Origin of the sequence: Pseudarthrobacter sp. NCCP-2145 (assembly GCF_023708005.1) — a bacterium.
Taxonomy (GTDB): domain Bacteria; phylum Actinomycetota; class Actinomycetes; order Actinomycetales; family Micrococcaceae; genus Arthrobacter; species Arthrobacter oxydans.
Window position 1 is genome coordinate 22882 of the sequence record NZ_BRCG01000005.1, and the last position, 20677, is coordinate 43558.

A 20677-nucleotide genomic window follows, 5' to 3' on the forward strand; every position below is an offset into this window, starting at 1 on the left:
TCCTGGCGGCTACGGGTTGCAGGTTGGGGGCGTACCCGGCTGCTGGCCGTCCGTGCAGTCGGGCAGAGGTGACTCCAGGGTGGGCGCCGCCACCGACGAGGTGGTGGGCGCCGCGGTTGGAGCCGGAGCTGGGGCAGATGTTGTGGGTGCGGGCTCGGGCGCCACGGCGTAGGTAATCGTTACGGGTGAGCCAACTTCCACCAGGCCCGACCGCGACAGTCCGATGACGGTGTTGGGCGCAGCATTGGCATCGACCTGTGGCTCAACGCTGACATCGAGGTTGAGCGCCGAAAGTTGCGACTGGACTGTCCGGTAGTCCCTTCCGAGGTACGCCTCCGGAATCACGTTGACGGTTTCCGTCGTTGGAGTCGTGGTCGGCGTCGGCGTCGAGCGGGTCTGCGTGGGGGTGGCGGACGGGGTTGTCCTGGTGGGGCTGGCGCTGCTCGGTGCCGCGCTGCTCGTGGTCCCCGCGGACGTGGGGTCCTCGGAGGGGAACAGGATTCCCCGCTGGCTGAGGAAGAACCCCACCAGCGCAAACAGAAGCAGCAGGATCAGGGCGATCAGGGGCCAGGTCCAGGGACTGCGGCCCTTGCGCTGGGGCTCATCGGCGGGCTCGTCGTCGTAGGTTGTTTCTTCCGGAACCCACTTGCGCTCCGCGGCGAGGGCGTTGGCCCGGGCCAGCGTCCCCTGGGGGGCGTCGGCGTCAGCAGCTGCCCCCGCAGCGCCGGCTGCCGCTCCTGCGGCTGCACCCGCCGCACCCGCGCCAACCACCGGCAAGGCGGAAGTCCGGCTTGGGGAATCATCCCGCTGTGCGCCGATGACGCCGGTCGGCGCCGTCGCAGTGTCCACCGGAGCCGTGATGGGGCCGGTGTCGGCATCGAAGAGGAGCATTCCGGGGACGGCTGCGCGGGCCGCGCTAATGTCGCCGTTGCGGATGGCTTCTGCTGCCTCGGCCAGCTTGATGGCGTTCTCCGGCCGGTCCTTGGGGTCCTTGGCCAGCATGGACATCAGGAGGGCGCGGACCGGGGTGGGCAGTGATTCCGGCAGGGGTGGCGGTGCGTCATTGACCTGGGCGAGGGCAATCGCAATCTGGGATTCGCCGGAGAAGGGGCGGTGGCCGGTCAGGCACTCATAGCCGATGACGCCGAGCGCGTAGATGTCCGACGAGCCGGTGGCCGTCTGGCCGGTGGCCTGCTCGGGTGCAAGGTACTGTGCGGTGCCCATCACCTGGCCGGTCTGGGTGAGCGGCACCTGGTTGGCAAGCCGGGCAATGCCGAAGTCTGTGACCTTGACCCGCCCGTCGGGCGTGATCAGGAGGTTGCCTGGCTTCACGTCGCGGTGCACCAGGCCCTGCGCGTGCGCAACGGAGAGGGCACGGGCGGTCTGCGCGATGATGGACAGCGTGCGGTCCGGCGAGAGGACCTGCTCGTGTTCGATGATGCTGCTCAGCGGCTGGCCGGGGACCAGTTCCATGACCAGGTAGGCGGAACCTTCCTCCTCGCCGTAGTCGAAGACGTTGGCGATGCCCACGTGGTTCAGGAGCGCCGTGTGGCGGGCCTCGGCGCGGAAACGCTGGAGGAACCCGGGATCGCCCGTGTACTCCTCTTTCAGCACCTTGATCGCGACGATGCGGCCCAGGACGAGGTCTTTCGCCTTCCACACTTCACCCATGCCACCAATCGCGATCCGCGTGGTCAGCTGGAACCGCCCGCCGAGGGTGATTCCGGTTGTAGGCCTCACTTATTCAACACCGCCTCAAAAATTCTCTTCGCGTTCGGACTGGTCAGCTGTGCTCCGGTGGTGATGTCCACGCCTTCCATGACGATCGTGACACCCACCTGCGGGTTGTTTGCGGGGGCAAAGCCGGTGAACCAGGAGTTGTTGGTTCCGTTGCCGAGCTCGGCGGTTCCGGTCTTTCCTGCCACCTGGACGCCGGGGACGGCGGCGCGGTTTGCGATACCTTCGCTGACCGCGCTTACCATCCACTCCGTAATCTGGTTGGCGATGTCCGGGGTGGTGGAGGTCCGCAATTGCTTCGGCTGCGGTTCATCAATCACCCGGAGGTCCGGGGACCGCAGGGTCTTGATCAGGTTGGGCTGCATCTGGACGCCGTCGTTTGCGATTGCCGCGGTCATGAGCGCCACCTGCAGAGGCGTCGCCCTGACATCCTTCTGGCCGATGACGGACTGCGCCAGGCCGGGGCCGTCGAGGTCGTCAGGGAAGGTGCTCCCCCTGGCGTAGTCCAGCTTGAGCTGGTCACCCATGTCCTGGCCGAATCCAAACTTTGCCGCCTGTTCGGCGATGGCGTCCCGGCCCAGGTCCAGGGCGATGCTCGCGAAGGGGGTATTGCAGGACTGCTGGAGCGCAAAGGCGAAACTGGCTGTGTCCCGGGTATAGCAGTTGCCCCCCGCGTAGTTGGGCAGGCGGTACTCGATGCCTTCGAAGGGCAGCTCCGCAGGGTTGGGTAGTTCGCTGTCCTTGTTGTACTTCCCGGATGACAGGGCCGCTGCGGTACCTACCAGCTTGAACACTGAGCCGGGGGCCAGCAGTTCCCCGGTGGGTCCGCTGACGTTCGGGTTCAGGTTGATCCCGGGCACCTTGATCAGTTCATTCATGCTGGCGTCGGCTGCGGCGAGGTCCTGGGTGGCCACCAGGTTCGGGTCATAGGACGGCTTGGACACCATGGCCAGGATGGCTCCGGTCTTGGGGTTGGTGACCACAATGGAGCCGCGCTGCCCGTCCGGAATGAGGCTGTAGGCGAGTTCCTGGATCTCCGGATCGATGGTGAGTTCCACCGATGCGCCCTTGGGCTGGTTTCCGAGGAACAGTTGCCCCACACGGTCCAGGAACAGCTGGTCCGAGTTGCCGGCAAGCTCCGCTCCCATGGACTGCTCCAGGCCGGTGGCGCCGAAATTCTGCGAGAAGTAGCCCGTGATTCCCGCGTAGGCCTCCGGCTGCGGGTATGTGCGCTGGAAGGCGCAGGTCTCCGAGCCGGTGTCCACGGACTCCGCCACGGGGGATCCACCCACAATGATGGCGCCCCGGTCGTTGCAGAAGCTTTGCAGGACGGCGCGCTGGTTCCAGGGGTTGGCCTTGAGTTCGTCGGCCCCGATCACCTGGACGTAGCTGATGGCTCCGAAGATGAGCGCGAACATCGCGATGGCCGCCACCCATGAATGCCGTATTGCCTGGTTCACAGGTGTTTCACCGCCTCGGTAGGAGTATCAATGCCTGGTGCTTCCGATCCTTTGCCCGGCGGCAAGGGAGTGGTGTCCACGGGGCCGCGCGCAGTGTGCGAAATCATCAGGAGCAGGCCAACAATGATCCAGTTGGCCAGCAGGGACGAGCCACCGGCCGCCAGGAACGGCGTGGTGAGGCCCGTCAGCGGGATCAGGCGTGTGACGCCCCCGATCACCACAAAGCACTGCAGCGCCACGGCGAAGGACAGCCCGCACGCCAGAAGTTTCCCGAATGCGTCGCGGGTGCCCAGGGCAGCCCGGAAACCACGGGTGAACAGCAGCAGGTACATCAGGACGACGGCGAAGAGTCCGATGAGCCCCAGTTCCTCGCCCAGGGAAGCGATGATCATGTCGCTGTTGGCGAAGGGGACCAGGTCCGGGCGGCCCTGGCCCAGTCCGGTGCCGACCAAACCGCCGTTGGCCATGCCGAAAAGGCCTTGAATGATCTGCCGGCTTCCGCCGGGGAACCGGTCGTAGACCTCCGGTGTGAAGGCGTTGAGCCAGCCATCGATGCGCAGCTGCACGTGGGAGAAGACCTGGGCGGCCACGAACCCGCCGCCGGCGATGAGGGCCAGGCCTATGACAACCCAGCTGATCCGGCTGGTGGCCACGTAGATCATCACGATGAACAGGCCGAAGAACAGGATGGAGGAGCCCAGGTCGCGCTGGAAGATGAGCACACCGATGCTGACCAGCCACGCGGTGATCATGGGGCCCATGTCCTTGAACCGCGGGAACTGCAGCGGCCCCACCTTGCGGCCCGCCAGCAGGATCAAATCGCGGTTGGAGGAAAGATAACCAGCGAAGAATATAGCCAGGGTGATCTTCGCGACCTCACCGGGCTGGAACGTCATGGGGCCTAGGCGGATCCAGACCCGGGCGCCGAGGATTTCGCCGGCCGTGATGCCTGGGACAAGCGGCAGGATCAGGAGGAGCGCGCTGGCAGCCAGCGAAATGAAGGTGAACCGGCGGAGGACCCGGTGGTCCTTCAGGAACCAGATCACACCGATGGCCACGGCCATGGCGATAAGTGTCCACCGCAGCTGGTTGTTGCCGGTGTCGTCGCCCGGGGCGTCCAGGCGGTGGATCATGGCAAGCCCCAGGCCGTTCAGCGCCACCACGAGCGGAAGTATTACTGGATCGGCATATTTTGCGCGGAAGCGAAGGACCCCGTGGAAGACCAGGGCAGCGACGGCCAGGAGGCCGGACTGGAACCAGAAGTCGGAATCAAACGCATTCTCCCGGTCGATGCCCACCAGCATGTTGGCGCCGATGCCGACGGCGAGGGCAAGCAGGAGCAGCGCGAGTTCAACGTTGCGGCGCGGTTTGGGCATGGTGCTGAGCTGGCTCATTGGACCGCCTCGCAGGTGACGGAGGGGCTGGGCGTTGGGGACGGACCGGCTGCCGCTGGAGAAGCGTCCGGGGCCGGTGCAGCGGCAGCGGAGGCCGTGGGCGCCGGGGCAGGGGTGGATGCTGCCGGGGAGGGAGAAGGCGTGGGGCAGTCCTGTTCAGGAGACGTGGTTCCGGTGAGCTCAAGGTTCTTGACGATGCGCTGGGCGTCGTACAGGTCGTTGGCAGGAACGGTCTGGCGTACGCGCTGCTGGGAGAAGGGCGGCAGGGAATCCATCCGGATCTCCGTGACGGTCTCCAGGCTGGACAGTCCGATGGGTCCGAGGCGCTGGGAAACCCCGTTGTAGATGGCCACCCGTGAATCGAATTCGCCAACGTAGTACCGGGTCTGCGTCCAGGCATAACCCAGCCACAGGCCAATCGTCAGTGCCAACAGCACCGAAGCGGCGATGGTCCAGGTGACCCACCTGCGCGGTTTGGCCGGTGCCAGGGTGTCCTCAGCGTCGTTGCCGGGCTGTTCGGCCCTGTGGGTCAGGAGGGTTGCAGCCCTGCGCGCCACGGTGCGCCCCGCGATGGTGGGGATGGAACCGGACTCTGCGGCCGCCGCGGCAGCCCCCACAAGTGCGTGCGGCCGTGACGCCAGCTCCTCCCGGAGGACTTCGGCGGACAGATGCTCGCCCAGGTGCGGGTCGGTGGCGCCTGACTGCACGGACGGAGCGCCGTCGGCGTCCTTGGAGTCTCCCGGGTCCTCCGCTTCTTTTGAGTCAGGGTCCCCGGCGGCGTTACTGGCCGCCGGTGGGGTGTCTTTCCGCGCTGCCGCGGCAACGGCCAAGGCAGCATTCGTGGAAGGAATGACTTCGACGGCGGCTGTACTGACGTCGTCGGGCGTTTCTTCGACGATTTCCACCATGATTACGGTGACGTTGTCCGGGGAACCGGCTTCGAGGGTCAGGTCCACCAGGGTTTCCACGCACTCGCGGAGGTCCTTGGTTTCCCGTACCGTCCGTTCCACGGCGTGGCCCGCAACGTAGTTGAGGCCGTCGGAGCAGAGCAGCCAGCGGTCGCCCGGCCGTACGTCCAGGGTGTCAAGATCAAGTTCGGGACTGGCGTCGACATCGCCCAGCACCCGCATCAGGACGTTCTTGTGCGGATGGCTCTCGGCTTCCTCCGGGCGGAGCCTGCCTTCGTCGATGAGCCGCTGGACGAACGTGTGATCCACGCTCACCTGTTTGAACTCGCCGTCGCGCAGGCGGTAGGCCCGGGAATCGCCGATGTGCGCGAAGTGGAGCTTTCCCTCGGCCAGCAGGAGGGCGGTGACGGTGGTGCCCATTCCCGCGAGCTTCGGGTTCTGGTGCACCAGTTCGGACAGCAGGGAATTCGCGGTCTGGATTTCGTCGGCAAGGACCGTGCCGGCGTCGCCGTGATAGCCGCCGCGGTCCAGGTGGATCATGTCCAGGACGGTGGCGGCGGAGGCAACATCGCCGCCTGCGTGGCCGCCCATTCCGTCCGCGACGACGGCGAGGTGCCGGCCTGCGTAGGCGGAATCGTCATTCTTGGAGCGGATGCGCCCGACGTCGGAGCGCGCGGCGAAGCGCATGATGAGGGGCCGCTGCGGGGGCTGGTGCCCGTTTGCGGGGGATTGCGTGGCGGCCACGGCTATGGCCTCAATTCGATGACCGTCTTGCCGATTCTCACGGGTACCCCTGGCTCAACCGGCAGGGCACGGGTAAGTTGCTGGTCCGCCAGGTACGTTCCGTTCGTTGAACCGAGATCCTCGATGAACCAGCGGCTGCCCTGGGGGAACAGCCGTGCATGGCGGCCGGAGGCGTAGTCGTCCTCCAGGACCAGCGTGGCCTCCTGGGCCCGTCCCAGGAGGATGGGGCTGGCGGCAAGCGGAAGGGTGGTTCCCTTCAGCGGTCCCTCGATGACTACCAGCTGGTGGGCCTGCTGCTTTACCGGCTGCGGGGCGGCCTCCGCCAGGCCCGGGTTCTTGCGGACCTGGCGTTGGGTTGGGGCGCCGGACGCTGCCTTGCGCCCCACCATGAGGTCCCTCCGCATCGCGGAGACGATGCTGAAAATCAGCACCCAGAGGAGCAGGAGGAAGCCAAAGCGCAGGGCCGTGATGGTCAGGTCGCTCATGCGCGGCCGCCAGGACCGGCAGGCAGAAGGCGGAAGATGATTTTTGTCCGTCCCATAGTGATGGTGGAGCCGTCAGTGAGCTCGGTGCTCCCTGACACCTTCTGCCCGTTGACGTAGCTGCCGTTGGTGGAGCCCATGTCCACTGCGCTGGTCACGCCGTTGGCCGTGCGGATTTCCAGGTGGCGGCGCGAAACGCCGGTGTCCTCGACGTGGATGTCGGCATCGGAAGACCTGCCCAGTACGATGGACGGCGCGTTGAGGGAATAGCGCTGCCCGTCGATGTCCAGGACGGGCTGGAGCCGGACCGGCTGCCGGCTGGGAGCGGCCGGTACGTTGGAGCGCGCGGGGGCACCAGCCGGGGAACCCTGGGACTTCTCGGTGGAGGAGAGGATTTCAAAGTCGCCGGCGCGCAGGTCCGTGTCCCGGCGGAAGGAAATCCGCACCGAACCCTGAAGCGTGTAGCCCTGGCTGCGGACGTGGTTGATCACCACATCGCAGAGTTCTTCGGCCAGCGGGGTGCCCCATTCCTGGGCCCTCTTGAAGTCGTCTTCACTGAGCTGGACGTCGAAAACGTTGGGCGCCAGTGTGCGGCCGGCAGAGACCGTCAGGGCCTTGTGGTCCACCTCGCGGCGCAGGCGGCTGGCGATTTCCACAGGCTCAACCTGGGCGCGGGAGCCGGTGGAGAAGACGCCCCGGACAGCCTTTTCAATGCCGCGTTCAACTTTGTCCAGCAGACCCATGATTCTTCTCCTTTCCCCCCGGCTGCGGGGCAGTTTCCGTTCCGGAACTTCACCCGCCGTGCAGTTCACAACTCAGGAGCGTGCGCGCGTGCGGCAGCCACTCCTACATCCGATACTACTGGGCAGGCCTGTGAATGACCTTAATCAACAACGGCCCGCCGCCTGCAAAAGTTCACTCCAACGCCGCAGCCGCGCCGGATCCGGCGCCTGTTCCGCCCCCTTGGCGGGGCCCGAACCAGCGGGTCCCGCCGGGGCCGGGCAGGCGCACGGGAGCCCAATTGGTAATTTCCGTCCACTGTCCGTTATGCTTGATCTCGCTGCTTTTACAAGGTTGCGGATCCGGGAAACCGGCCGTGGTTGGGTGAAAGAAGTTGCGCGCGAGTGGCGGAACGGCAGACGCGCTGGCTTCAGGTGCCAGTATCCGAAAGGGTGTGGGGGTTCAAATCCCCCCTCGCGCACACAAACAGGAAGAGCCCCGGTCTTAGGACCGGGGCTCTTTTGCGTTCCCAGAGTTTGGGTAAAGCCGGTTGCACCGCTGTGTGGACTTTTCACCCCGGGGTTACGGGGTGTTGTGTCCAGACCCGGGTGCCTCAAGGCCCGGTTCGACGACGGGAGCCTGGCTTGGTGCCACGCGGCGGCGATAGTTCGCGGACGCTAGGGACGCGCCGATGCCTTGAACCGGCGTCGTGAATTCGCCAGGTGGCTGCGCATGGCAGCAGCGGCAGCGGCCGCATCCCCGTCCGCGATGGCCTCAGAGATGGACCGGTGTTCCTGCACCACCTGGTCAAAGTGGTCCCGGGCGTAGTGTTCGACGCCGGTCATCAGCCGGGTGCGCGGCATCGCGATCATCGTCTGGCCCAGGGCCGAGAGGCAGTCCGAGTAATAGGGGTTGCCGGAAGCGGCGGCTACGGCCCGGTGGAACTCAAAGTCCGACTTCATGGCGTGGGCCGGGTGCCCTGCGCTGGCGGTGAACTCCTCCAGCGCTGCGGTGACGGCCCGCAGCTGCCGCTCTGTGTGGTTGCGCGCTGCCAGCGCTGCGGCCTCCGCTTCGACCCCCATGCGGAACTCCAGCAGGTGCAGCCGGTCCTCCATGGTGGCCACCGGACGCGCCCCCGGAGCAGGGGAGGGTCCGTCCGACGGCGGGGTGAGGGCAAAGCTGCCCCGTCCCCGTTCGGTTTCCACAAGTCCTTCGGCCTGCAGCCGGGTCAGCGCGGCACGCACCACGGTACGGCTGACGCCAAAGTCGCTGATCAGGGTGTTTTCGCTGGGGAGCTTCTCGCCCGGCTGGATGACGCCGTCGACGATGCGGGTGCGAAGGTCAGCGGCGAGGTCCGCGGTGAGGTTCCGGCTCATGGCAACTAGGTTACGCGCCGAACTCCACTGATTCGGTGGTCCAGGCGCGCGCCTGGTCGCTCAGGGTGATGCCCAGGCCGGGACGGTCCGGGACGATCATCCGGCCGTTCTTGGTTTCGAGGCGTTCGTTGAACAGCGGATCGAGCCAGTCGAAATGCTCTACCCAGGGCTCGCGCGGGTAGGCAGCGGCCAGGTGCAGGTGGATCTCCATGGCGAAATGCGGGGCCAGGCCCAGGCCGCGCTCGTCCGCCAGGGCGGCGAGGCGCAGGAACTGGGTAATTCCGCCCACCCGGGGCGCATCCGGCTGGATGATGTCGCAGCTGTTCGCGCTGATGAGGCCCTTGTGTTCGGCCACGGAGGCGAGCATCTCCCCGGTGGCGATGGGAGTGTCCAGGACCTGCGCCAGGTGCGCGTGGCCCTCGAAGTCGTAGGCGTCCAGGGGCTCTTCGATCCAGATGAGGTTGAACTCCTCGAGCTGGCGTCCCATGCGCAGGGCGGTGGCGCGGTCCCACTGCTGGTTGGCGTCCACCATCAGTGGGACGTCCCAGCCAATGTGCTCGCGGATCCCGGCGACACGGCGGAGGTCCTCCTTGCTGTCCGGCAGGCCGACCTTGATCTTGATGCCGCCGATGCCCTCCTCCAGCGACTGCGTGGCGCGTGCCTTGACTTCCTCGAGGCTGGCGTTGAGGAATCCGCCGGAGGTGTTGTAGGTCTGCACGGAGTCGCGGTACGCGCCCAGGAACTTGGCCAGGGGCAGGCCGGCCCGCTTGGCTTTGAGGTCGTAGAGGGCAATGTCGATTGCGGCAAGGGCCTGCGTGGCCACCCCGGAGCGGCCTACCGACGCTCCGGCCCACAGCAGCTTGGTGTAGATCTTCGCGATGTCATTGGGGTCCTCGCCGATGATGCCCCCGGCGACCTCCCTGGCATGTGCGTACTGTGCCGGACCGCCGGCGCGCTTGGAGTAGCTGAAGCCGACGCCGGTGTGCCCCAGTTCCGTGGTGATCTCGGCGAAGAGGAAAACGACCTCGGTCATGGGCTTCTGCCGGCCCGTGAAGACCTTAGCGTCGCTGATGGGAACGGCGAGGGGCAGGCGGGCGGTGGACAGCTTGACGTGCCGGATCAGGTCGACGGTACTCACGGGTTCTCCTTCGGGCGGGACCGGGCTCCTTCGCCCGCCCTCTTAGGATATAAGTAGGGTACTTGTATTACAAGTGGTGCCAGGTCTGTCGTGAGGAAGCTGGACTAAGCCCGCTGCTCCCGCAGGGCGCCCAGTCCTGCAATGAGCGCCTCAAGCCCCAGGCTGAACGCCGCATCTGCGGGCGGCCCGTCCACCTGTCCTGCGGCACTCCGCACCGCAGCCGTGAAGTGCGGTGTTGCCTCCGCCATGGAGCCCGACTCGAAAATGTCGGCCGGTGCCGTCACGTCATAGGCGGAGCCGAAGATGAAGGACTCCAGGGCCACGATGGAAGAGACAATCCGCTCCTGCGGGAATCCGGCGTCGAGGAAGCCCTTGCTGACGGTCTCGTACATGGCCAGGGTCTGCGGCGCGTCAGTCACCGGCAGGACCGCGATGACAGGAATGAGCGGCGTGTGCTCGGCGAAGACGTTCCGGTAGCTCCAGGCCCAGCCCCGGACGGCATCCTCCCACGGTGCCGGGCCGAAGCCGGATACATCCACCAGGGAAGTGAGATGGTCCTCCACCAGGAGCAGGACGTCCCGCTTGGCAGCCACGTGGTTATAGAGGGCCGACGGCGCCACGTCCAGTTCCCTGGCCAGTGCGGCCATGGTGAGGCCGTCATATCCCTTGCGGTTGATCAGTTCCAGTGCCGCCGCGGTGATTCCGGCCTTGTCCAGGACGGCGGCCGACGGCCTGCCGGCCCGCCGCCTCTGGGTACCGGCACTCCCCGGGGGGCGCCCCTCAGTGGCTGATACTGCCGGCATGCCTGCCCTTTCGTCGGTGGTCTCCAGCATTATTCCACCGGGCACTTCCCGTCCATGACAGGAGCGGCTATAGTTCTAATAAATGAATGCCGTTCATTTAGTGGTCCCCGTCACCTGGCAGGACCAAAGAGAGGACATCATGCTGAACCTGAACCGCGACGTCGTGGTCGTTGGAGCCGGGCCGTCCGGACTCACCGCAGCCCGTGAACTGAAGAAGGCCGGCCTGACCGTTGCCGTGCTGGAGGCGAGGGACCGCGTGGGCGGCCGCACCTGGACCGGCACGGTTGACGGCGCCATGCTGGAGATCGGCGGCCAGTGGGTCTCGCCTGACCAGACCGTACTCCTGGAACTCCTGGACGAACTGGGCCTGCAGACGTACCCCCGGTACCGCGAGGGCGAGTCGATGTATATCGGTGCGGACGGGGTTCCTGTGCGCTACGCCGGCGATTCGTTCCCCGTGGACCCGGACACGCAGGCGGAGATGGACAAGCTCACCGCACTGCTGGACGGGCTGGCAGCGGACATCGGTGCCACCGAGCCGTGGGCGCACCCCAAGGCGCGTGAGCTGGACACCATCTCCTTCCACCACTGGCTGCGGCAGCACTCGTCCAACGAGGAAGCGTGCAACAACATCGGCCTCTTCATCGCCGGCGGCATGCTCACCAAGCCGGCCCACGCCTTCTCCGCCCTGCAGGCTGTGCTGATGGCGGCGTCGGCGGGGTCCTTCACCCACCTCACGGACGAGGACTTCATCCTGGACCGGCGCGTGGTGGGAGGAATGCAGCAGGTCTCCCTGCTGCTCGCGCAGGAGCTGGGGGACGACGTCGTCCTTAACTCCCCGGTGCGCACCATCAACTGGGAGCCGGACGCCGAAGGCCACCGCGTCAAAGTGGCCTCGGACGGGGCAACCGTCAACGCGCGGTTCGTGATCATGGCCGTGCCGCCCAACCTCTACTCGCGGGTCTCCTTCAACCCGCCGCTGCCCCGCCGCCAGCACCAGATGCACCAGCACCAGTCGCTGGGCCTGGTCATCAAGGTCCACGCTGTCTACAGCCGCCCGTTCTGGCGGAACTCCGGCCTGTCCGGCACCTGCTTCGGCGCCGGATCCCTGGTCCAGGAGGTGTACGACAACACCAACTTCGGTGACACCAGGGGCACCCTGGTGGGGTTCGTCTCGGACGAAAAGGCCGACGCCGTCTTCGAGCTGGGTGCCAACGAGCGGAAGCGGGCCATCCTGGAGTCCATTGCCGGGTTCCTCGGCGCCGAGGCGCTGGAGCCGGAGGTGTACTACGAATCGGACTGGGGCTCCGAGGAGTGGACCCGCGGCGCCTACGCCTCCAGTTACGACCTCGGCGGCCTGCACCGCTACGGCAAGGACCAGCATGCCCCGGTGGGGCCCATCTACTGGTCCTCCTCGGACCTGGCCGCCGAAGGCTACCAGCATGTTGACGGAGCCATCCGGATGGGCCGGCAGACGGCGGCCCGGATCCTCGAAGTGGCCCGCGTGGCCGTCCCGGCTGGAGCCTGACCCCGGTTTCAGCGCAGGGCGGACAGCTCCTTCCGAGCTGGAAAATAAGCATGCTTACCAATAGGCTGGCCCGAGGGGAATTACCCCCGCACGCAGACGAACGAGGTGAGATATGACTGACACTGAGAGCATCAGCAAGGTTACGGACATCATCAACGGTTCCCACATCGGGATGTTGACCACCATCAACGAAGAAGGCGCCCTCGTCAGCCGGCCGCTGGCTGTCCAGGAGGTGAAGGACGACGGCGACATGTGGTTCTTCACGGGGCTTGGCACCTCCCAGGTGGCCCACGTCAGGGCGGACCCCCGCGTCAACGTCTCCTTTGGCAAGAACACCGAATGGGTCTCCGTTGCGGGAACGGCCGAGGTTGTCACGGACCGGGAGAAGATCCGCGAGATGTGGAACCAGGCTGTCGAAGCATGGTTCCCGGACGGCCCGGACACCCCTGAGGTGTGCCTGCTCCGCATTGACTCGGACTCGGCCGAGTACTGGACCAGCCCCGGCGGCACCGCTGCCACGGTGCTCCAGTGGGTCAAGTCCAAGGTCACCAACAGCCGGATGAGCGTGGGCGAGAGCGGCACGGTAGACCTGTAGGGCCTGCCAGCGGATTCGATGGGCGGGGCGGCTGAGGCCGCCCCGCCCTTCTGCTGTATGCCTTTAACCGGGCTCCACCGCCAGGAGGGCGGCCAGCACCTCCGGCAGCAGCAGGTCGTTCCGGCCCCAGACGGGGTCGAAGACCTCCACATACCAGGAGTCGGCGAGCAGCAGGGCGAGGGAATCGTTGGTTTCGTCCGCCCAGTCGCGGATCTGTTCCTCGTCCACCGGATTCTCGCTGGAGCCCAGCACCGTGGTGACTTCCGTGCCCGCCAGCGTCACCGGGATCGCGGCATTGCTGGACTCGCCGGGGGCGTGCGCCACAGTGACCAGCTCCGTGCGGGCTGACAGTCCGATCAGGGCCGAGGCGGCGGCCGCGGAGCAGAACCCCGTCACGTACTGCCGCTGCGCCGCAGGGCCCGGGCGGAGGCCGGGCTGGGACTCCTTGGTGAAGAGTCCGTTGCGGTTCAGTTCCGCGAGGGAAGACGCAATGGGCCGGGTTTCGTCGTCAAAGCCGGGGGCGAAGGTTCCGGGCTGGTACTGGCTTTCGCCTTCCAGCCAGCGGGCAGTCAGTTCTCCGGCCGCAGCCAGGGAGGTGGCCTGCCGCCAGACACCGCGGTCCTCCAGCCGCCGGCCGAACTGGTCATGGGTTGGCAACTCCTGGGGATCCATCATTGGATGCTATCGCCGCAGGGTTCCCCGTTCCACGGCATACGACACAGCGGGTAACGTCTAGGCCTGTTCCGCCGGGACGCCCGCCGCCTTCTCGGCAGCGGCGAGGGTGGCACCCAGGCTGGTGACGGCGTCGGGATATCCCCGGTGGGGTGCAGCGCGCAGTTCGTCAGCTTGCCGCATGGCCTTGATGAGGGCTGAGGTTTCGGGGGTCCGGACGTCCGTCAGCGCCGGATAGTCAATGGAGCAGGCCGGATCCAGCTCATACCGCCGCCAGCGGGCGATCAGCTCGTCGTGCCGGGCCTGCGCCGCAAGGTGCGCGGACTCCATTGCCCGGTGGTCCTCGCGTGCCGTTCGGCGCGCAAGGTACTTCGGCGTCGCCCGGTAGGCGGCCACGCCGGCGGCAATGCCGGCTCCGCCGAGGAACAGGCCCGTCCACGGTGAGATCAGGGTGGGGATCAGCAGGGCGGGGGCGGCAACGGCTGCCCCGAGGAACAGGTCCCAGAACAGCTGGTCCGAACGCCCGGTTGGCCCGTTACCGCCGGCAAGGGCGCGGCGCCGGACCACAAAGACGGTGACCGCAACACTGGCAACCAGCACCGGGCCGCACAACAGCAGGGCCCAGGTTCCCTGGACCAGTCCCTCGACGAAACCTTCCCCCATGGCGGACACCTGACTTCCAGCGCGTGCCCGGGCCGCGGAATCCCGGGCTGGTCATTCCATTCCACCCCGTTCCGGAAGGCCGGTCAATGGTCCGGACGGCCGGGGCCGGAACCGGCATCTTTCCGGAGGGCGGAACGCCACGTACCGTGGGTCCATGAGACTCAAAATGTGCAGCATCCACGTCAAGGACCCCGCCGCGGCCCACGCCTTCTACACAGGAACCCTGGGCTTCGAGACGCTGATGGCCATGCCCGAGCACAACCTGTTCATCATCAAGGACCCCGGCTTGGACGCCGGCTCCGTGGGGTTGCTGCTGGAGCCCAGCGACAACCCGATCGGCGCCGCGTACATGAACGCCGTGCACGACGCCGGGCTCCCGGCCATCGTGTTCGGCGTGCCGGACGTGCGGGCGGAGTATGAGCGGCTGCTGGCGGCGGGGGTCAGCTTCAAGGGCGAGCCGGCCGAGGACCCTTCCGGGATCAGCGCCGTGTTCGACGACGGCTGCGGCAACTACATCCAGCTGCACCAGGACTGAGGGTCCCGGGTCAGTTGCGGAGCGTGCGGGGCTACTCGGCCTTGGCGCGGGCCTTCTTGGCGTCCTTCTTCGCGGATTCTTCCTTGACCCGCTGGGCCTCGGCCCGGACGGCGGCGTGCGTGGCCCGCTCGGTGACCAGCCACTGCGGGGGAGCCTGAAGCAGCGCGGTGATCTCCGCCGTCGTCAGCGCTTCCTCAACGCCGCCGCGCGCCAGGCCGCTGATGGACACGTTCAGCTTCTGCGCCACCACCGGGCGGGGGTGCGGGCCGTTGCGGCGGAGCTCGGCAAGCCACTCCGGCGGGTTGGCCTGCAGTTCGGCGAACTCGGCGCGGGTGATGGTCGAGTCCTGGAACTCCTGCGGTGTTGCGGGCAGATAGATGCCAAGTTTCTTGGCAACAGTGGCCGGCTTCATGGACTGGGAGTTCGCAGAGGTCATGCTTCAAGGGTATCCGGGCGGACGGTACTGTGAAGACGTGCCCTCCCACGACATCCCCCAGACAACCGGTCCCGGTGACCAGGACCAGCCGGCCGGGCAGGCGGAAGACACCGCCCCCCGCCTGCTCCGCATTGCCTATGTGGCCGGGGTAACCCCGGGCAAATGGATCCGGCGGTGGGAAGAGCGGATGCCGGACGTTCCGCTGCAGGCGTTTATGTCCGACGACGGCGCGCAGGTTGCGGTGCTTCGCGAGGGTTCAGCGGACCTCAGCTTTGTCCGGCTCCCCGTGGAGCGCGAAGGCCTCAGCGTCATTCCGCTGTACGAGGAGCAGCCGGTAGTGGTGGCGCCCAAGGGGCACGAGATTTCCGTGTTCGAGGAAGTGGCCCTGGCCGACCTGGAACAGGAATCCTTCCTTGACGTGGCTGCACTCGGAGGCCCGGAGCCCGCGCTGCAGGTGGTGGCCACGGGCGCCGGGCTGGCCATCCTCCCCATGTCCGTTGCCCGCCACTTCAACGTCAAGGACACCGTGGCGCGGCGGCTCACCGGTGCCCCCGGCACCGAAATCGCCATAGCCTGGCCGTCGGAGTCAACGGACGAGGTGATCGAGGAGTTCATCGGGATTGTACGCGGACGGACAGCGCAAAGCTCCCGCCAGCCGTCGGCCCAGCCGGTGAAAACCAAGAAAGAGCCCAAGCCGGACCGTAGGGGTACCGGAGCCAAGAAGGCGCCTAAGGTGGCCCAGCGGTACGCGCCGAACCCGGACAAGGGGCGCGGCAAGGGTTCACGGAAGAAGGGCAAGCGGTAACAGGCTTGGTCCCATGAGCGCGGGGACGGCAGGCTCCAGCCGTGCAGGCGGCAGTCACAGCGTTAACGGCAACAGGCCGGCTCCAAAAGGAGCCGGCCTGTTGCTTACCCAAGCACTTTAGGTGTTTTTTACGTTTGAGGTGGCGTCGGTGGCGCGGTCTTTGACGTCGGTGGCGGCGTGTTGGCCTTCGGCTTTGACGTTTTGGGCGGCGTCGGTGGCGGTGGCCTTGACGTTTTCCATGGCTTCCTGGGCGGGTTCCTTGAGGTCCTGGACCATGTCCTTGGCGGCGTCGGTGACCTGGGTGGCCAGGGGCTGGGCGGCGGTTTTGAGCTGGTCCGCGGCTTCGCGTTCTTTTTGGCTGGCCGGGATCAGGGAGGAGATCAGCATGCCGGCGCCGAAGGCGATCAGGCCTGCGGCCAGGGGGTTGCCCTGGGTTTTGGCTTTGACCTGGTCCGGTGCGTTGGAGATCGCTGTTCCTGCGTCGCCGAGTTTGGCCGCGGCGGTGTCCTTGGCTCCGTGCAGGGTGTCCCCGGTGGAGTGCAGTGCGTTGCCGGTGTGTCCGGCGCCGGTGTGGACGGTGTTGTGGACGGTGGTGTTGGCTGAGTCTGCTGCGCCCATGATTTTCTCCTTGACCCCGCTGACAGTGTCTTTGAGCTTGTCGGTCTGTCGGTGGACGATGTTGGATGGGGTGACTTTGTCTGCCACGGCGTCGACGTTGGTGCCCAGGCGTGCGCGGGTGGCTTCTATGTCTGAACGGATTGCGTCCGGGTTATCGCTCATCGGTTTACCTCACCTGGTTTTAGGGTTGGGGGTATTTCGGACAGGGTTTCCCCGGTCTGGGGCAGGCCTTTGACCTGTTTGAGTTCCTTGCGGCCGATCGAGGCCAGGACCGCGGCGATGATGCCCCAGACCACGGCGACGATCAGGGCGGCCCAGCCCAGCGGCATCAGGGCGCCCAGGGCGAACATCAGGCCCAGGGACAGGAAGAGAAGGACGAAGTGTCCTGCCACGCCTGCCCCGGCGAGCATGCCCGAGCCCTTGCCGGCCTTCGTGGCCGACTGCTTCAGCTCGGCCTTGGCCAGCTCGACTTCCTGGCGCATCAGCGTGGACAGGTCACGGGTCACGTCCCCGAGCAGCTCACCCAGCGAGGCGTTGTCCGCCTTCTGGTGCGCCGCACTCGGAGCGGGTTCCGGAATGGAACTGCTCACAGCTGGCGTCCTTCCGATGACCGGTAACCGCCGTCGGTGCTGCGGTAGGAGCCGTCCTCGTCCCGGTAGGGGTCGTCCTCGAACCGGAGGGGAGTCTCTTCGGCCGTGCCGGAGGGCAGGGAAGTAGTGGATACCGGAGCACCGGCGCCCACAACAGGCTCGCTGTAGAGGTCGTCGTTACCGGCTGCGTAACCCGTCTCCTGGTGGAGGGGTGCAACCGGCTGGTTCTGCACGGACGGCTGCGATGGTGAGCCATACGCTGCGCCGCGGGACTCGGGTGCGCCTGCGGTCAGGCCGCGGGTGAGCCGGCCGGCCAGGACGCCCGCTCCGGCTGCAAGCAGCAGGAAAGTTCCGGGGTTGTTGCGGGCAAACCGCTGGACCTCGCCGAGAATGTCGCCCGGCTGCTTGTTCTCCAGCCAGGAGGCCACGGTGTCGGTGGTGCCGGCAGCCTGCCGGATCAGGTCGCTGGCCATGCCCTGCTGGTCCGACGCGTCGGCCATGCTGTGCAGCTGGCTGGAAATGGTGCGGATGCCTTCGGCAGCCTTCTGCTGCTGGGTGCCGGCCTGGCTTGTCAGGCCTGACTTCGCCTGGTGCAGCAGGTCCTGCGCGCTGTGCTTCGCCTCGGACGCCACGTGCGCGGCTTCGTCCTTGGCGGACTGCGCTACGTTCTGGGCGGACGTCGCGGCCTGGCCGGCAACATTGGACGCCTCTTCCTTGGCCGCCTGGCTCTTGGAGGTTCCGGCGGAACCCCCAGCGGGGGTGGTGCCATAGTTTTCTTCGGCACCTGCTGCGGTCACACCGTAGGGATCGGTGGTTGCAGTGCCGGGGGTCTGGGGCCATTGGTTCTCTGTCATCGGGCTCTCTTTCCTGAAGGGTCAGCTGGCGATCAAGAACCAGCAACGCTGGCTAGTAGTAAGCATGATTACTATTTAGATACTAAGCACACTTTCCATTTGAAGCGCAAGAGGGTCGCCTAATAAGGGGGCCTCAGGGAGCATGCTGGGCCCGGCGGATAGTAAGCCTACTTGCGAATTGGATGCTAAGCATGCTTATTGTAGAGAACGTAGCGACGCAACAAGAGGTGATAACACCCTGCACTTCGCCACCCACAGGAAGGCCACGGCCCGATGACCAGCAATCTCGATCCAGATGCCCGCACCAGCTACCGCCTGATTTCTGTGGCGGCCAGGCTGGTTCAACGGCGCCAGGACGACGCCCTGGCGCACTTGGGCCTGACCCGCGCGGCTGTAATAGCCCTTGAAGGCCTTGCCGGCGGGCCCTTGAACCAGGAACAGCTCGCCGAAACGATCCGGGTCCAGAGCCAGACCCTTGGACGGGTCCTGATCCGGCTGGAGGGCGCCGGTCACATCACCAGGACGCGCCAGTCCGCCGACCGCAGGCAATTCAAGGTGGAACTCACGGAATCAGGGGAAGCCATCCTTGAGGCCGCGCGCCGGGAAGAAATAAATGCCTACCCTGATGATCCCAACATCAGCTGGAAGGTCCTCAGTGAGGAACTGTCAAAGTTCGTGAATGCACTGCCGGCAAGCCGGAACCAGGAGGTGGTCCCGTTTGCTCCGCCCGAGCACCGTACTGCAAGGCGCCCCCAGGGGCCGCGCGGAACCGGCCTTCGCGGCATGGACCAGTCAGGCCACTAAGGCGGGCTGGCCCGGCACCCCAGGCCGGCACTGAAACGGGCTATGGGCCGTTCCGGCCTGCGCCGGGCGGCTAAGCCTAAGCCGAGCAGGCGTCCTCAAGTGCCTGGACGGACTCTGCCGGCACCTCGTCTCCGGCTTCCGCAATCTGGCCCAACGGCGTCGTAATTTCAGCCGGGACCCCGGCCGTGGACGCTGCAGAGACGAGGCCCGCCAGCAGTTGCTTGTCCTCAACGCTGACCAGCCCATCCTGGACCACAGCGCAGATCTGGCGCTTTACTTCGGCAGCGCCGGCCGTTGCCACCTTCGAGGCGGCGTCGCTGACGGCGTTGCCCGCTGCCTCCTCAACGGCACCACAGCCGGAAAGGAGCAGGAGCAGGGGAGCGGCGGACAGGACTGCGAGGCGGCGGTTCATCAGCCCAGCCTATCGGGTGGGCACAACGTGCTACCGCGCGCTGGCCGCCGGTACCCCCAGGATGCTGTCCAGCAGCCCGTTCCGGAACTTGCCGTCCGGATCGTGCGCCGACGCCAGTGAACGGAAGTCGGCGAAGCGGGGGTACAGCGATTCCCAGTCGTGCCCTGCGGGGGAGAAGAGCTTTCCCCAATGCGGACGGGCCCCGAAGGGCCTCAGCAGATCCTCGAGTTCCGGCAGGACCGCTTCCACGTCGGGCTGCAGCGGCCTCCACGTAAAGTGCAGGGCGACGCTCTGCTGCCGGTAGAAGGGGCTGAGCCAGAACTCGTCCGCGGCACCGGTTCGGATCTCCGAAACAAAGAGCAGCTGCGCGAGCTTGTCCGCGAGTCCGCGGACTGCCTCAATGGCTTCCGGGGCATGCTCCAGCGGGAGGATGAACTCGCTCTGCAGCTCCTCACCCTTGCTCGGCGTGAACTCGTGGCGGAAGTGGGGAAGGCGGTCCAGCCACCGGCCGGGTTCGTCCAACTGCACTGTGCAGTTTTCCGCGGACATGTCCGGCAGCGGGTGCCGGGGCCGCACGGCAGCGGTGGCACCGAACAGCCCGTCCAGGGGCGGCTCCGAGTCCAGGGCCTTGAGCCAGACCTGGCTGATGGAATCCCCGGCATAGTCCGTGAAAAGGCTGACGCTGTAGGCGCTGGACACGAGTTCGCGGAAGCTGCCCAGCGCCTGGTCCCACGGCAGGTTCTCCAGAACGCGCTGGCGCATCCGGAAGCTCGGCTGGACGGCGAGTTCCAGGCCGGTCGCGATCCCCAGGGCGCCGAGTCCCACCACGCTGGCCAGGAATTCGTCCCCATCGGCGCGGGTGAGGGAAACCTGTTCGCCGGACGGCCGCACCAGGTCGATCGCCTGGACGGCTCCCGCCAGGGACTGGTTGTTGACGCCGGAGCCGTGCGTTCCGGTCTGGACTGCGCCCGCCACGGAGATGTGCGGGAGTGACGCGAGATTACGAATGGCGGCGCCGGACTGCTCCAGGGCGCGGCACAGTTCCCCGTAGCTGACGCCGCCGCTGACCCGCACCGTGGTGCGGTCCGGGGAGAGTTCGATCCGCTGGGGCAGCGCATCCAGCAGCACATGCACGCCGTCGGTGTCGCCCACCCGGTTGAACGAGTGCCGCGATCCAAGGGCCTTGACCCGGCCGGCACCGGCCACGATTCCGGCAAGTTCTTCCACCGAGGCTGGCCGCCGGACCTCCGCGGAGGCGTATTCAAGGTTCCCTGCCCAGTTCTTCATTGAGTCGGCTTTCCGGTTGGAGGTGCAATTAGCTCCCTCAACTGTCAGCGCTAACAATCACAGTGTCAAGGCGCGTTCACTCTGCCGGGCGGCGGCCGTCCACGGGGTGCTGCGAC

At 66.7% G+C, this 20677-nt stretch carries 22 protein-coding genes and 1 tRNA gene; 6 read left to right on the forward strand and 17 right to left on the reverse strand.

Annotated features, from left to right (window positions below; translation table 11 throughout):
• Positions 1-9 precede the first annotated feature (9 nt).
• The 6 genes from NFU08_RS05585 to NFU08_RS05610 are packed head-to-tail and all read right to left on the reverse strand — an operon-like array spanning position 10 to position 7468.
• Positions 10-1740 (reverse strand): protein kinase domain-containing protein, encoded by a 1731-nt coding sequence (locus NFU08_RS05585; RefSeq protein WP_251421253.1) that lies wholly within the window; start codon positions 1738-1740, stop codon positions 10-12.
• Positions 1737-3197: a penicillin-binding transpeptidase domain-containing protein gene (locus NFU08_RS05590; protein WP_251421255.1), complete on the reverse strand. Its 1461-nt coding sequence runs from the start codon at positions 3195-3197 to the stop codon at positions 1737-1739. The genes NFU08_RS05585 and NFU08_RS05590 overlap by 4 nt, the downstream gene beginning before the upstream one ends.
• Entirely contained in the window at positions 3194-4591 is a 1398-nt protein-coding gene (locus NFU08_RS05595; RefSeq protein ID WP_174178589.1) for an FtsW/RodA/SpoVE family cell cycle protein, read from the reverse strand. The genes NFU08_RS05590 and NFU08_RS05595 overlap by 4 nt, the downstream gene beginning before the upstream one ends.
• Positions 4588-6243, reverse strand: a complete 1656-nt coding sequence (locus NFU08_RS05600) for a PP2C family serine/threonine-protein phosphatase (RefSeq protein WP_377085138.1) — start codon at positions 6241-6243, stop codon at positions 4588-4590. Before NFU08_RS05600 ends, NFU08_RS05595 begins: the two co-directional genes overlap by 4 nt.
• A 2-nt stretch (positions 6244-6245) precedes the next feature.
• Positions 6246-6728 (reverse strand): FHA domain-containing protein, encoded by a 483-nt coding sequence (locus NFU08_RS05605; RefSeq protein WP_066272737.1) that lies wholly within the window; start codon positions 6726-6728, stop codon positions 6246-6248.
• Entirely contained in the window at positions 6725-7468 is a 744-nt protein-coding gene (locus NFU08_RS05610) for a DUF3662 and FHA domain-containing protein (RefSeq protein WP_174178591.1), read from the reverse strand. Before NFU08_RS05610 ends, NFU08_RS05605 begins: the two co-directional genes overlap by 4 nt.
• A gap of 375 nt (positions 7469-7843) precedes the next feature.
• Between NFU08_RS05610 and NFU08_RS05615 the strand changes: the two genes are divergently transcribed.
• Positions 7844-7926: transfer RNA gene (locus NFU08_RS05615), tRNA-Leu, on the forward strand.
• Positions 7927-8122: 196 nt separating this feature from the next.
• Here the strand turns inward: NFU08_RS05615 and NFU08_RS05620 are convergent.
• From NFU08_RS05620 to NFU08_RS05630, 3 genes are all read right to left on the reverse strand, one after another.
• Complete coding sequence (locus NFU08_RS05620) at positions 8123-8821, reverse strand: FadR/GntR family transcriptional regulator (protein ID WP_251421257.1); 699 nt, start codon at positions 8819-8821, stop codon at positions 8123-8125.
• Between the two features lie 10 nt (positions 8822-8831).
• Positions 8832-9959 (reverse strand): L-talarate/galactarate dehydratase, encoded by a 1128-nt coding sequence (locus NFU08_RS05625; RefSeq protein WP_174178593.1) that lies wholly within the window; start codon positions 9957-9959, stop codon positions 8832-8834.
• Positions 9960-10063: 104 nt separating this feature from the next.
• Entirely contained in the window at positions 10064-10762 is a 699-nt protein-coding gene (locus NFU08_RS05630) for a TetR/AcrR family transcriptional regulator C-terminal domain-containing protein (RefSeq protein WP_251421259.1), read from the reverse strand.
• 139 nt (positions 10763-10901) lie between these two features.
• Here NFU08_RS05630 and NFU08_RS05635 point away from each other — a divergent pair, with 139 nt between their 5' ends.
• Both NFU08_RS05635 and NFU08_RS05640 read left to right on the forward strand, forming a co-directional pair.
• On the forward strand, positions 10902-12290 hold the full coding sequence (locus NFU08_RS05635) for an NAD(P)/FAD-dependent oxidoreductase (RefSeq protein WP_251421594.1): 1389 nt from the start codon (positions 10902-10904) through the stop codon (positions 12288-12290).
• Between the two features lie 112 nt (positions 12291-12402).
• Positions 12403-12885 (forward strand): pyridoxamine 5'-phosphate oxidase family protein, encoded by a 483-nt coding sequence (locus tag NFU08_RS05640; protein ID WP_174178595.1) that lies wholly within the window; start codon positions 12403-12405, stop codon positions 12883-12885.
• Between the two features lie 63 nt (positions 12886-12948).
• Here NFU08_RS05640 and NFU08_RS05645 read toward each other — a convergent pair whose 3' ends face one another.
• Positions 12949-13557: a DUF6919 domain-containing protein gene (locus NFU08_RS05645; protein WP_174178597.1), complete on the reverse strand. Its 609-nt coding sequence runs from the start codon at positions 13555-13557 to the stop codon at positions 12949-12951.
• Positions 13558-13617: 60 nt separating this feature from the next.
• On the reverse strand, positions 13618-14220 hold the full coding sequence (locus NFU08_RS05650; protein ID WP_251421261.1) for a hypothetical protein: 603 nt from the start codon (positions 14218-14220) through the stop codon (positions 13618-13620).
• A gap of 154 nt (positions 14221-14374) precedes the next feature.
• Here NFU08_RS05650 and NFU08_RS05655 point away from each other — a divergent pair, with 154 nt between their 5' ends.
• Positions 14375-14755 (forward strand): VOC family protein, encoded by a 381-nt coding sequence (locus NFU08_RS05655; protein ID WP_251421263.1) that lies wholly within the window; start codon positions 14375-14377, stop codon positions 14753-14755.
• Between the two features lie 31 nt (positions 14756-14786).
• On the opposite strand, the gene NFU08_RS05660 is transcribed toward NFU08_RS05655, so the two are convergent.
• On the reverse strand, positions 14787-15191 hold the full coding sequence (locus NFU08_RS05660; protein WP_066272755.1) for a DUF5997 family protein: 405 nt from the start codon (positions 15189-15191) through the stop codon (positions 14787-14789).
• On the opposite strand from NFU08_RS05660, the gene NFU08_RS05665 reads away from it, so the two are divergent.
• On the forward strand, positions 15190-15996 hold the full coding sequence (locus NFU08_RS05665; protein WP_174178616.1) for a LysR family substrate-binding domain-containing protein: 807 nt from the start codon (positions 15190-15192) through the stop codon (positions 15994-15996). The two genes, NFU08_RS05660 and NFU08_RS05665, sit on opposite strands and share 2 nt — an antisense overlap.
• 117 nt (positions 15997-16113) lie before the next feature.
• On the opposite strand, the gene NFU08_RS05670 is transcribed toward NFU08_RS05665, so the two are convergent.
• Genes NFU08_RS05670 through NFU08_RS05680 form a run of 3 tightly spaced genes read right to left on the reverse strand, consistent with a single transcriptional unit; the run spans position 16114 to position 18058 of the window.
• Positions 16114-16776, reverse strand: a complete 663-nt coding sequence (locus tag NFU08_RS05670) for a DUF3618 domain-containing protein (RefSeq protein ID WP_174182320.1) — start codon at positions 16774-16776, stop codon at positions 16114-16116.
• Complete coding sequence (locus tag NFU08_RS05675) at positions 16773-17204, reverse strand: phage holin family protein (protein ID WP_251421267.1); 432 nt, start codon at positions 17202-17204, stop codon at positions 16773-16775. The genes NFU08_RS05670 and NFU08_RS05675 overlap by 4 nt, the downstream gene beginning before the upstream one ends.
• A complete protein-coding gene (locus NFU08_RS05680) occupies positions 17201-18058 on the reverse strand; it encodes a hypothetical protein (protein WP_251421269.1) in 858 nt (285 codons plus the stop codon). Before NFU08_RS05680 ends, NFU08_RS05675 begins: the two co-directional genes overlap by 4 nt.
• A 273-nt stretch (positions 18059-18331) precedes the next feature.
• Here NFU08_RS05680 and NFU08_RS05685 point away from each other — a divergent pair, with 273 nt between their 5' ends.
• Positions 18332-18862 (forward strand): MarR family winged helix-turn-helix transcriptional regulator, encoded by a 531-nt coding sequence (locus NFU08_RS05685; RefSeq protein ID WP_174182159.1) that lies wholly within the window; start codon positions 18332-18334, stop codon positions 18860-18862.
• Positions 18863-18938: 76 nt separating this feature from the next.
• On the opposite strand, the gene NFU08_RS05690 is transcribed toward NFU08_RS05685, so the two are convergent.
• On the reverse strand, positions 18939-19274 hold the full coding sequence (locus NFU08_RS05690) for a hypothetical protein (protein WP_174182155.1): 336 nt from the start codon (positions 19272-19274) through the stop codon (positions 18939-18941).
• Between the two features lie 30 nt (positions 19275-19304).
• A complete protein-coding gene (locus NFU08_RS05695) occupies positions 19305-20561 on the reverse strand; it encodes a D-arabinono-1,4-lactone oxidase (RefSeq protein ID WP_251421271.1) in 1257 nt (418 codons plus the stop codon).
• Positions 20562-20677: the final 116 nt, after the last annotated feature.